The sequence below is a fragment of the Allobosea sp. Root483D1 genome, assembly GCF_001429505.1.
GTDB lineage: Bacteria > Pseudomonadota > Alphaproteobacteria > Rhizobiales > Beijerinckiaceae > Allobosea.
Genome location: NZ_LMJW01000022.1, coordinates 515,621 through 527,927, shown reverse-complemented (window position 1 = coordinate 527,927; position 12,307 = coordinate 515,621). Strand labels below are relative to the sequence as shown.

The window sequence follows — 12,307 nt, the reverse complement described above, 5'->3', positions numbered from 1 at the left end:
AGATATCTGGCCTTAGATTTTTAATTACTACTAATTTAACTTGCTGCTTGTATAGTGTGCGGCATGAGAAATCCTGCTAAACTAACAATGACTTCTTCAAATTTTCCCGGATTTACCGCGACATCTCTGACGAAGGCGATCCACTGACGCTGTTTTTGTTCATCGCTGGCGAACGCCGGCGTTAGTGCATCGGGCAGGTTGACAGGGATCGGCGTCGCACGCCGCGCGAACGTCGCCGCGATCGCACGCGCAAGCCTATCGTCGGCGAAATCGAAGGACTTGCTGAGAATCCAGATGTCGTAGAAATCCTTCATCCGGCTATTCGCCCGCCCCAGCGCCACCATCGCCTGGAATTTCTCGGCAATAACGGTTTCCCGCGCGTAGCCACGCAGCCGCGGCATGGGAAAGTCCAGCATGGAAGGATAGTCCAGTTCTTCGGCGCCAGGCTCCACCGCATCGCCAAAGCCGATGTCGATCGTCAGACTGATCCGGGCGCCGCCGATCGATGCTGTTGTCCGCAGTCGCAGGCCGCCATACTCCAGTTCCTCGCGGATTCGATCGACATGAAGCGCATCGACGTCGAACTCCACGCCGTCGGCAGCGCCCTGCGCCAGGATCTCCCGAAACGTCGCCAGCATCGGCTCCGCGCTCGGATCGCCGAAGCCCAGCAGATCAAGATCGCGCGTGCCGCGGTGCGGGTCATCAAACCAACTCATCATCAGCATCGCTCCCTTCAGCACGAAGCGAGCGGCGTGGGGTGACTGGCTGAGCCGGAAGAGCAGCCGCTCCAAAGCGAAGCGAGTCAGGACAAGATCGAAGGTCTGGCCGCTCGTCTTGGATACCTGCAACAGGCGGGCGCGAACCGAGGCACCGATGTTCTTGATCTCCTTAGCCATTGGCGGTCAGTGCCTCGAGATAGGGCCGAACGACCGTGGCGACCGTTCCTTGCTCAGCCTGCCTGGCAACCTCGCCCGGCGTCGTCTTGCGCTGGCGCAGCGCCTCCTGAAGGCCTTCGATCGCCACGGACAGGCCAATCTTGTTCCGATATCGGAAGCAATCGGCGATCGTCTTTGCGACGCCGAAGACCTTCACGGCCACCCCCTCGACAGCGTGGGTTTCAACACCCCCCTTCAGCAGACGATCTGTGAAACGTACCAGCCGAATGGGCGTGCCTTCGGGTTTCGGGGACCAGTCCTTCTGACCTACGGCGAGCCAAACCTGCCTCGGGAGCTGATCAGTCAGACCATGGAAAGCCAGGGCCGAAACGAGGCAAACCACGCCTTTGGGAACCCGTTTGGCGGCCTCTGCGAGACTGTGGTGAACGTCGAGGGGCGCATCGGAAAGTTGATAAAGTCCCCGCGCGAGCCGAAGCACCTCGCCGTCGCGTTCCATGCGACTCATGGTGGCGGCTGTTACACCCGCCTCGCGCAGCTCTGCCAGGCGCGAAATTCCGCGCGCGGTCAGCACGGTATGGGCAATCTGGCGTTGGGACATGGATGGTGGGACGATACGAAAACTCGGAACATAGGACCTATTATCCGAGGATTTGTATCATTCTTCGTATGGCGAGGAAAGGTGCCCGATCGAAGAGGCTGTCGCCCTGGTTCGAGGCTCAAAGCACTTGGAGACAGGAATCGATCACGCGTCATGTCAGCGTAGGTGGCATGGTTGCCCGAAGCCCCATGGCGGACAGGTCTAGAACGAGGGGCTGCAGGAGCGCGCGGGTCGCCTCGCCCCCGCGTGACAGCACGTCGATAAAGTCCTCCTGGTTGGGCTGACCAAGCGCCAGTCGATAGATCATGCGCTGCTCGCGAAGTTGAGCAAAGCGCGCCACATCCCGGCCGAAAGGTCGCTCGAAAACGTGCCGGCTGATTTCCGCCTTTTCGAGCACCCACCAGGGACGGAGGCCGCTGGTGTCGCCGAAACGCTCCGCATGGCGTTGCAAGCATTGCCACGGCGAACCCTCTGCGGCGGCGACGTGTCTCAGGACCTCGTCGCGCAACATCGCCGAGAGCCGGCGCCTGACAGCCAGTCCAGCATAGCGTTGGATACGGCCCTCGCGCTGTTCAAGGTCAAGAGGGTTCGACGAGAGATCCCAATGGACCACATGCGAACACCAAGGGTGGAAATCCAATCCCTCTTGGCCGACAGATGTCGTGGCCAGCACATGCGGCCAAAAGGGCGTGTTGAAGCTTCGGCGAATCTCGTCGGGTCGAGCTGGAGCAGTCTGCGCGACGCCGCCCTCCACTTTGACGGCAGGCTCGGTCTCGGCATCCCCGAACGGTACGGCGACATGGCAGCGCACCGGTATCTTGTGCGGCTGACCGCCGATCCCGTGAAAGCTGAAGCTACCGGCGCGCAGCCCGAGTGAGGATTCCAAATCCTTGGTCAGACCTGCAGCGCCCTCAGGCAAATTCTGCGCGCGCAGCCAGAAATGCTCGTCCAAGACGCTTTCAAAGCCGCCATCCACGACCGCGCTCATGACCTGTTCGACCGCCGTCTTGCCCGGCAGGGAGGACAGGATCACCGGATTGTCGAGATAGGCGCGCAGACCCTGCCAACTGAGCTGGACCAGGGCAGGATAGCGGGCCGGCGCCAGGATCGTCGGATCATGCCGGAGCAACGCCCGGCCAAGCGCCACGCCCGGCGCTCCGATCGCATAGTCGACGAGGTCCTCAAGTTCGATCGGTGAAAGCCTCTCGATCGCCTGTGCCTGCCGCCACTTCTGGACGGCAGACCGAGCGGCGCGATCATCGCCGATTGCACTGCTCCAACCCGCGGCCGACTGTTCCCCCATGCCGGCCCGTCGCTCGATTGCGGCCATGACCTGTCCAATGGATCGATGCCGCCGCCGGGCCTTCAAGGTGTCCCGTTCAACAATCCCTTTGGGCAAGACCGCGAGGATCTGTCGCCGCACGAGCTTACGAATGACGCTAAGCGGCTCCCCGGCTTTCTCAAGCGGGTCGGTGTGACGTATCAACCATGGCGATGGATGAAACGCAGCCATGACCGGGCCGGGCACCGCCGCCAATTTAAAGCGCCGCCGCTTATAGGCTTTCTCATAGCCGCCTTTGTTTTTTGGAAGACAGTGCGCTTCGATGCCAAAGCTCAGAAGTGCAGCGACGCTTGGCGGCGTTGCGCGAAAGCGGCTGAACATCAAGAGTTTGGGGTCGACCGCTGCGCTTTTCCAGCCGCCCCCCAGTGGCCACCACGGCAATGATGGCGCGACCCACGGCAGCGACAGGAGCTTGGGCGGCGCGACGCCGCTGAGCGCCCGAAGCTTCGCATCAGGCCATGCCGTTGGCGCGCTGAGTTTGTTCCGGCGCTCGCGTGTCATCCGTGTGAGTTTGGGCGCGGCCTTGATCTTTGCGCGCTTCCACGCCGCATAGCGCGGGCCTAGGGATTGGGCTGGCAACGGAACCGACGACCAATAGGGCAGCGCCTCATAGCGCACATCTTCGGTGAAGCTATCGACCAGATGCCGGTAGACCTGAAAATCCTCGGGCTCCGGGTCTGCGTCGAGGAATTGCGTTCCGGCAAGCGGATCGGTCGACGCCACGCTGTCTCGCTCTGTTCGCGACATCACCGGAGTTAGTAGGCTGCGGAGCTCGTCTCTGAGCTTGGCGGCCTCCGCCACCTCGTCCGCTAAATCGGGGCGGCTCGCATCGGCATTTGCCGCGATGTCACGCAACTTGTCGCCGAACTCGGAAAAGAGCGTCTTCGCGCGTTCGCGAACCCGGTGGCCGGCAAGGAATTCGATCAATTCAAGGAGCTCCGCATGAGCAAGCGCACCCATGGTCTCCTCCCACCGAGTGCTCAAAAGCCGGTAAGGTGTGGCGCTGAGCAACAAAATAGCGGGCGGGACAGTGGAGTTTGCTGGTTCGAGAAGCGCCTTCAGAAGCGGATCGGCGTCTTTCTCCTCCAGAATCTGGCGGTAACGCTGGAACTCGTCGAGAATGACCAGATCGGGCGGCTGATGGCGCAGCGTCGCCAGCGCCAGCGCACGGCGGAGATGGCCAACGAAGGTGGTCGGCTTCAACGGCTTGATCTTCTTTTCCGCATCGCCCAGCACGGCCAGCTCCAGCTTGGCGCGCACCGGCTCTCCGAACTCCGCCGCAAGGGCTTCGCGAAACCGCTGCGTGAGATGGGCGGGCGAAGTCTCGAATTTTGTCTCCGCGTCCTTGACGGCCCAGTCCCAGTATCCCCGCGCACTCAGCCGCAAGATGTCCGGATCGAGATCCCGTGCGAATGCAGGATAGGCCCGCTCGAGCAGCACTTTCAGGAACGCGCGCTCTTCCTTGCGTCCGCCAGTTAGGCGCGCGCGCGCGCCGGGGAAGGAGGTCGCGGGAGTCAGCGCATAGATCAGAACCGGGTTGTCAGGTCGCTTCGCAACCGCGATCAACGAAAGCCGATCCGGCGTTTTGGTTGCCTTCTCCAACTGCTCATCGTCAAGGAAACTGACGATGCGGCCTTTGTTCTGATGGGACACCGCGTGGCCGTTGGCGACGTAATAGATCGCCAGAGGCCGGCGACCATCGTCCGCCATGCGGCGCGCCACCTCTTTCGCAACAACGGTCTTGCCCAGACCAACCTCATCGGCCACCAGAAAGCGCCGCCGCCCCGCCTGGTTCGCGAAAGCCGATAGCGCCGCATCGACCGCTGCTTCCTGAAACGGCTTTGGTACGCTCACGGATGTTTGCCCCTGGCGTCAGCGCCGAGACCGATACGAAGCTTGGTCCACAGATCGTCGAAACGTCGCAGCATCGCTGCTGTCTGCGGGTCTTCGTCTGCGGCTAGTTCAAGCACAGCAGGGAGGTAATCGGAGACTCTTCGCTCGATCTCGCGGAACATGTCCCGGTCGCGCGCCCATGCCGCCAACATTTCTTCGAGGGTTGGCAGCGAGAGATCGAGCGCTGAATTTGCTCCCGAGCCTTTCCGGTCTTGCCGCCTTTCATCCGTCCAGTCGCCTTCGCTGAGCCGACCGTCATCGGCTAGCAGGCCGGCCAACCAGAGAAGGAATCCTCTGGCTCCTAGAAAACGCACAAAGGCCGCGCGATCGCGATCCTCGCCGAACGCCGGTTCGGCCGGCGCCCGTTGCAGCCATGAGAGGCCCTTGTCGCCGCGACTGACGCGCAAACGCACAAACTCGCTGCGCTCAGCGGGAACCACAGCCCCCAACCTCACCTCATCTTGTCGTGCGGGCCAGATTATGAGCCCCCCATGAAGCGTCCCGACTTCGAGCACGATATCGGGTTCATCCGGATGCGGGCCGCCCGGATAGAGATCGGAGCGATGGGTAAGGCATGCCTCATCCTCGTCGATGCCGAGCGTCGCGGCCCAACGCGCCGCCACCTGCGCCCGCGCCCGTTCGAGCGCTTCTTCCTCCAGCACCGCCGCGTCGGGCGCATATTCTGTCTCGGGCGCTTGAACCAGCCGGGCCGATCCCAAAAGCGCCTTCAGGCCTTTTTCAACCACTTCCGTGATGACCAACTCGGCCGTCACCTCGGCGTTGCGTCCGGTCCAGGCGCGCATGGTGGCGTTCGCGCTTCCCAACCATAGCGTCCGCTTGCGACCGACGCGGATGAACAACAGTTTTGCGTGAAGGCCCCGGCCGATCTGTTCTTCCTCGTCGCCGTCGGCGGAGAATGCCGAGGAGACAGAATCAGGCTCGGGATCACCAACGGGATAATCTGGTGCGTCCAGCGCCAGCAGATCGTCAAACGAGGCCAGCGACGGTCCGACCCGCTCGATCTCGCGCATCGTCGTCAGCAGTACGCACCGTAATGGCTTTCCGCCCTTTGGCGTTTGACGCGCTAAGAAAGTCTTATCGACGAAGGGGCTCACAATCACGACTTCATCGGTTCCGGTTGGCGGAATGGGCGCGGTCTGATCTCCATTTCCCGCGGACCAGTGGATCCGTTCGACGCGGACACCCGCCGGCGGTCGGCAAGCCACCTTCGCGATCGTCGTGGCAAGAGAAGCCGAGCGCACGCCCTTGAGAGCGGCCCGATCAGCCAGCGCACGCGCCAGTTCGTCTGCTCCGGGGATCGGAGCACCGCCTTTCGCGCCGGAGGTGAGCAGGAGCCCGATGTCGCGATTGACGCACTCTGTAAAATTCCGGCTCCCGATCCATAGGCGCCAGCCGATATCCCCTTCCTTACTGCGTGTTCGGACCAACGCGGCCTTGGGATGCCAGCTGTGGGTCGCCTCGTCGAAATCCACTTCGCGGACGAACTGGTCCAGCACCGCCGCAATGCGCGGCGTCCGCCGCATCTTCGCGAGACGCCCGCGCTGGATGATGATCCGCACCTTTCCCCGCAACCGCTCGACCGCATCAGCGAAGTCGGACGGGCTGCCACGCCCCGCATCGCTGTCCTTACCCGCCAGGGCGAGCAAGGTCGCACCGATCGTTCCTAAATCTGCCGAGTAGGACGCAAGCAAGGCCAGGTCGACGCATTCATCGGGACCGGGACGCAGGCCCTCCAAGAATGAGAGTGCGGGCCAACTCTCGACCCCGGCGCTCATGCAGCCTCCGCCAGATCGTTGAGAAGCGTGCTGACTTGCTCCCATCTATAGTGGAGCGGGCTTGCTAAGCCATGTTCGTCGCTCGACCATTCGAGGCGCCGAGCACGTCCATTGGGCGTCGGAGCAAGCCGGGCGCGCGGCCCTTTGCGGGCCTCAGCCGCGGCATAGACATCGAATAGCTCGGCGGGATTGCCCGATCTCGAAGCAATCCAGTCCTTCGTCGCCGTTACGACAGCAAGCAATTTGATTGGCAGAGCGCCGATGTCCGCCTCAAGCGCACCGATATCGAGCTTGGCCGCGCGGCGACCGTGCGTTGTGATGATTGCAGCCAGATGATCGCGATGACGGGTCGCGATTTCCCGCTTATCGTCGACCTCGACGACGCGCTCCAGCAATGCATCATAGACCGCACGACCCACGCCGGCGAGACTTGCCGCCTGCTGCGCTCGCATGAGCGAAGCCTGATCGGGTCCAGCGATCGCTTGAGTCTCGGCCGCCCACATTTCGGCAGGCGCCTCCGTCTCGGTTCTAATCAGCCGCGCGAGCAGAGACAGTTCGTCGCCGCCGTTGCGACGCAACTGAACAAGTCGCTCGCGCAGAAACTCGGCTTCCTTGGCCGTCAGCCGAAGAGTGATGTCGCCGCCCTGCCAATTTTCCGGACGCCCTGGAAGCGGCACGAAAGGCGGATCGAAACTGAGAAGCGGCTCACCATCGTCGTCCGTTGCCGCGCCGCCGGTCCTGAGCAGCCTGTGCGCCTGAGCGCGCGAAATGGTCCGCTCATTCAATCGCGGACGCAAGATTCCCCACACCGCAAGCGCATTCCAATACACGGTTGACGGCGGCTGGCTCGACGGTTTGGGGAAGACGCGTCCGCCGATGACTTGGGATTCACCCATATCTCTTAGCCGGCCCGCAAGTTGCCGTTCGCGCTCGCGCAGGGCCCGCTGCGCCGCCGGTCCCGTCATCCCGGCGAGATCTTCGAACAGCCAGGGCACGAAGAGCGCGTAGCGGGCGCGTGTATGCAGTACTGAAGTGCCTGGAAAGAAGCGATCGGCATAGCGTTGATGGATCGTCAGGAAGCCGATCTCGTCGCGCACGCCCATGGATTCTTCATCCATTTGCGCTTTGGCGCGGGCCAGCGCCTCGCGGGACAAATAAGTCCAGCCCAAAGTGGGCTCGATGGACGGCGCGCGTTTGCTGCGGGATGAGCTTGCAGACTGTCGCACGAACTCAGCTCCACAAGCACGACAGCGCCGCCGCGGTGGCCGCTCGATTTACCGCGGGTTGGCACGGCCCGAGGTTCTCAACCTCGACGCCTTCGATCTTCTCACAGATGTCAGTGACCTTCGCCGTTAGCATTCGCCTAATCCCCTTGCCCTCAATTCTTTCCGCCGCGTTGCCCGGCGATTTAGCCTTACGATCTCAATCCGCAGCCGACACTGGCCGCACATCCGTCACTTCGCCGCGGCTCCCCACCAAAGCGATCTCGATGCCGGCCAGGGCGCAACGCGGCGCCAATCGTTCGGCCAGACGCAAGGTGCCTTCCGTGAAAGGGACGACGGCCACTTGCCGTCCTTGCGACGGTGTCGCCATCAACATGCCGACCGTCTCGCACAACCCCTTGTAGAGCCGAGACACCTGGCCCGAATGCCTCGTGTTGATGATCCCGCCCTTGCATTCAGCGGAGATGACCTTGCTGCCGACCTCTGCGACCACATCACCGAGCCCCGACTTTGGATTGACGGTGATCTCCTGGCCCGCGGGGTTGCGATACGTGCCGCCATAGCTGGTGGTGCCGACGCGGGAGATCTTGACGAAGTCACGTCGAAGCAGCCAAGCCGCGAAGTCGAATTGCTTGCCGTGCTCGCCATCAGGGTGAACACGGACGTGTCGGGTATCCTGCGTCCGCAACAGGTGCATGGCGTAGGCGACCATGACCGCACCCTCATAAAGATGGTGTTCGTGCTCGCCATCCGATTTTCCGATGCGGTTTGGCGGTGGCGAAAGTGCCGTGACGAGATCTTCGAAATCCATAGTTCGCCTCCCAGCGGATTGGAGTACTTGATGGGCTGAGAGTGATATTCATCCATCTTGAAACAGCTCAAGATACTCGAAACAGATCGAATACCCGTTATCTCCTAAGATTATATTTGGCGGAACGACTGAAAATTTGCGACCGGCAAGCAGGGAAAGCCTTCCCCCCGCGGCCGAGTCCGAAGTCTCGGCCGCCCCCTTCTGCGGGGACGCCCCGCAACGCCCCACTTAACGGCGATCAGGATTCACGGCCTTCAGGCCCCCAAGTTCGGTACATCCTGATCCGGTCTCTCGCCTGGCTCCCGCTGGCGCTCACGCCAGGCCGGTTTTGCTAAGGGCTCCGCCCTCGCGCCGGCAAGGGTGAAGCGCCGGCAAGCCGGCGCCGTCCGGGGCGGTCTCCCCAACCTTCCGCGCGGACACGTCTTTCAGCACATCCGCAACTACGGGAATCCGCTTGTGCAGGCCGGGCGACCCCCTCCGCCCCGGCGGCCCTTGCCCTTGCTACCCCGGTCTCGCCGACGGGCAGGGTTGCAGCGCAGCGCTGCGCTCCAACCCTGACCCATAGGAGAAAGACCATGTCTGCCAAGATCGAGAATGTCACCGAGAGCGGCACAGAGGTTTTCATTCCGCTCAACAAGCTCAGGAAGTCGCCCCGGAACGCCCGGAAGACCCCGCATAGCGAGGCTGCTATCGAAGCCTATGCCGCGAGCATTGCGGCCAAGGGCATCTTGCAAAATCTGGTGGTGGAGCCCGAGCTTGACGCGGACGGCGCAGCGACCGGCTTCTACCTCGTCACCATCGGCGAAGGCCGCAGGCTGGCGCAATTGCTGCGCGTGAAGCGCAAGCAGATCAAGAAGACCGAACCGATCCGCTGCGTCCTCGATACCGCCAACGACCCGCACGAGATCAGCCTGGACGAGAATGTCACCCGCACGGACATGCATCCGGCGGATCAATATGAAGCCTTCAGGCAACTGGCAGAGGAACGGGGCTATGGCGCTGAGGACATCGCCGCTCGCTTCGGCGTCACCGCTCATGTCGTGCGGCAGCGCCTGCGCCTCGGCGCGGTCAGTCCCAAGCTAATGCAGGCCTACCGCGAGGCGGCGCTGACGCTGGACCAGTTGATGGCCTTCGCCCTCACCGAGGATCACGCCCGGCAGGAAGACGTCTTCGACCGGCTGACCTCATGGCACAAGGAGCCGTACATGATCCGCCGCATGCTGACGGAAACGCATGTCGCGGCCACGGATCGGCGGGCGATCTTCGTCGGCCCGGAAGCTTATGCCGAGGCCGGTGGCGTTCTCATCCGAGACCTGTTCACCGAGGATCGCGGCGGCTTCTATGAGGATGCCGGTTTGCTCGACCGGCTGGTCATCGGGAAGCTGGAAGGGATCGCCGAGCAGGTTCGCGCGGAAGGGTGGAAATGGGCGACCGCCCACGTCGATTATCCGCACGCTCACGGCTTGCGCCGCACCTATCCGCTGCCGGTGGCGCTGTCGGCCGACGATGAAGCCGCCTACGAGGCGGCGCAGGCGGAATTCAACGCCCTGTCGGAGCAATATGAGAGCGCCGATGAGCTTCCCGATGATGTCGATCAGCGCTTCGGTGAGCTTGAAGCCGAGATCGAGCGGATCGACGCCAAGCGGCAGGCTTTCGATCCTGATGATATCGCGCGCGGCGGCGCGCTCGTTGTGCTGAGCCATGACGGCACGGTGCGTGTCGAACGCGGTTTTGTCCGCCCCGAAGACGAGAATCCGGAAGCGGACGCAAAAGCGGATGGTTGGGAGAGTGCCACGACCGCCCGCGCGAACAATGGCTACACGGTCAACGATGACGGCGAGATCATCGAAGACGGGGCCGCTGTTTCGGCTGCCCAGCCGGACGACGAGGACGCCGACGATGGCAAGCCGTTGTCGGATTTGCTCATTCGCAACCTGACCGCTCACCGTACGCTTGGCCTTCGCCTCGCCCTTGGCGAGCAGCCCGACATGGCGCTGATCGCCGTCACCCATGCCTTGGCCGCGCAGACCTTCTATCGCGGTCTCGACGCGTCCTGCCTCGAAATCCGCCCGACCAGCGCCCAGCTTGCCGGCCATGCGGATGGCATCGAGAATACGGCGGCGGCCAAGGCTCTCGCGGATCGTCACGCCGGCTGGGCGACGGACATGCCGCGCGAGGTGGCGGACCTGTGGGGCTTCATCGCCTCGCTCGACCATGCCAGCGTCATGGCGCTGTTCGCCTATTGCGCCTCGCTGACCGTCAATGCCGTGAAGCAGCCTTGGGAGCGCAAGCCTCGTGCACATGAGACGGCGGACAAGCTAGCATACGCCGTGAGCCTCGACATGACGGCGCACTGGACGCCCACGGCGCGGACCTATCTCGGTCGCGTCACCAAGGCGCACATCCTCGCGGCCGTGCGCGAGGCCATGAGCGATGAAGCGGCCGACCGGATGGCGGGCATGAAGAAGCAGGCGATGGCGGAAACCGCCGAGCAGCTTCTGGCCGGGACCGGCTGGCTTCCCAGCCTGATGCGGACGCCGGAGCCCGCAGGGATGGCAGCCGAGCAGCCGGAGGCGCGGGAGATCATCGCGGCAGATGCTCCGAAAGCGGAAGACGGCGACGGCTATTCCATCGCCGCCGAGTGAGAGATCGAGCCGGGACCGCATCAGTGGTCCCGGCCTTTCCGCCAATGCGAGAGGAAAATTCCGGCCGCGCGCCTGATCGCGCGCGGCCGGATGACCTCGACCATCCGACTGGAAAACAGGGGCGGCCATCTCGCATGATGCCCTTTGGCCGCGTCGCTCGGGGGTGTTCGGCCTCAATCGCACGGTTCGGAAACATGAAGGTGGCATCGCCATCCTCGGCCTCGACCTGCCCGGCTGCGCAGAGGGAGGGGTTGGATCGTCAGCACGACAGAGCGGATCGCGCAGCACCAGGCGGGCGGTACCCTTCGGATTCTGACGATGCACCACGAGGAAAGGACCGTCAAAGACGCGCTCGTTTTCGTCCGCAGGGCCGTAGTGATCATTTTAGCCATTGAGGGCCAGGGTTTTGCCCGAGCCGCTCGATTCAACCGTCGCCGGTTTTGGCGCGGAGGTCGACTGCCGCCAGTGTCATGTTCCCGATGATTTCTTTGTAGGCCGCTTCCACGGCGTACTCGAATGGATTGGGTCTGACCGAAGACCGGCTTCGCCTCGATCGTCTTCCCGCAACGTCCACCGCCAGCTTTTTTCCGCCGCCTTTCGGCTTTGCATCGCGAAGCAAAAAAGCCGTCACCGGCCGTCTTCCACTGACGTTCCAGCCCTGAGCCCGCCCCATCGCGCAGGCGCGACGGGGACCCCGAGCGGGTGCGGGGCCGATCGTCCCCGGTCGCACGACCACCATCGAGGTCGCGATGGGCGCGGCCCGATCAGAAAAAAAGGAACACGACCATGGCGACCATCGGTACCTTCACCAAGACCGACAGCGGCTACACCGGTGCGGTCAAGACCCTGACCCTCAACGTCAAGACCGTGAAGTTCGTCCCCACCGAGGGCGACAGCGAGCGCGGCCCCGACTTCCGCATCTTCGCCGGCGCCACCGAGTTCGGCGCAGCCTGGAAGAAGACCGCCCGCGAGACGCAGCGCGAATACCTCTCCGTCAAGCTCGACGATCCGAGCTTCCCCGCCCCGATCTACGCCAGCCTGGTCGAGGCCGAGGACGGCGAAGGCCAAAACCTCATCTGGTCCCGCCGCAACGGCGACTGAGG

General features: G+C 63.3%; 9 protein-coding genes. 2 read left to right on the top strand and 7 right to left on the bottom strand.

Annotation, left to right across the window (positions count from 1 at the left end):
• Positions 1-35: 35 nt before the first annotated feature.
• The 6 genes from ASE66_RS25410 to ASE66_RS25385 all read right to left on the bottom strand — a co-directional run bounded on the left by ASE66_RS25410 (position 36) and on the right by ASE66_RS25385 (position 8,559).
• On the bottom strand, positions 36-896 hold the full coding sequence (locus tag ASE66_RS25410; RefSeq protein ID WP_057192511.1) for a nucleotidyl transferase AbiEii/AbiGii toxin family protein: 861 nt from the start codon (positions 894-896) through the stop codon (positions 36-38).
• Positions 889-1,494: a type IV toxin-antitoxin system AbiEi family antitoxin domain-containing protein gene (locus ASE66_RS25405; protein ID WP_082613726.1), complete on the bottom strand. Its 606-nt coding sequence runs from the start codon at positions 1,492-1,494 to the stop codon at positions 889-891. The genes ASE66_RS25410 and ASE66_RS25405 overlap by 8 nt, the downstream gene beginning before the upstream one ends.
• 151 nt (positions 1,495-1,645) lie before the next feature.
• Positions 1,646-4,690 (bottom strand): DEAD/DEAH box helicase, encoded by a 3,045-nt coding sequence (locus tag ASE66_RS25400; protein WP_082613725.1) that lies wholly within the window; start codon positions 4,688-4,690, stop codon positions 1,646-1,648.
• A complete protein-coding gene (locus ASE66_RS25395; protein ID WP_057192510.1) occupies positions 4,687-6,525 on the bottom strand; it encodes a phospholipase D family protein in 1,839 nt (612 codons plus the stop codon). Before ASE66_RS25395 ends, ASE66_RS25400 begins: the two co-directional genes overlap by 4 nt.
• The gene (locus tag ASE66_RS25390) at positions 6,522-7,751 is read right to left on the bottom strand and encodes a DUF6361 family protein (protein WP_057192509.1); all 1,230 of its coding nucleotides are present in this window, start codon (positions 7,749-7,751) and stop codon (positions 6,522-6,524) included. The genes ASE66_RS25395 and ASE66_RS25390 overlap by 4 nt, the downstream gene beginning before the upstream one ends.
• Before the next feature lie 196 nt (positions 7,752-7,947).
• Entirely contained in the window at positions 7,948-8,559 is a 612-nt protein-coding gene (locus tag ASE66_RS25385) for a hypothetical protein (protein WP_057192508.1), read from the bottom strand.
• A gap of 575 nt (positions 8,560-9,134) precedes the next feature.
• Here ASE66_RS25385 and ASE66_RS25380 point away from each other — a divergent pair.
• Positions 9,135-11,204: a ParB/RepB/Spo0J family partition protein gene (locus tag ASE66_RS25380; RefSeq protein WP_057192507.1), complete on the top strand. Its 2,070-nt coding sequence runs from the start codon at positions 9,135-9,137 to the stop codon at positions 11,202-11,204.
• A 424-nt stretch (positions 11,205-11,628) separates the two neighbouring features.
• Here the strand turns inward: ASE66_RS25380 and ASE66_RS32255 are convergent, their stop codons facing one another.
• A complete protein-coding gene (locus ASE66_RS32255; protein ID WP_156412324.1) occupies positions 11,629-11,835 on the bottom strand; it encodes a hypothetical protein in 207 nt (68 codons plus the stop codon).
• 155 nt (positions 11,836-11,990) lie between these two features.
• Between ASE66_RS32255 and ASE66_RS25375 the strand changes: the two genes are divergently transcribed.
• The gene (locus tag ASE66_RS25375) at positions 11,991-12,305 is read left to right on the top strand and encodes a DUF736 domain-containing protein (RefSeq protein WP_057192506.1); all 315 of its coding nucleotides are present in this window, start codon (positions 11,991-11,993) and stop codon (positions 12,303-12,305) included.
• The last annotated feature ends 2 nt before the right edge of the window (positions 12,306-12,307 follow it).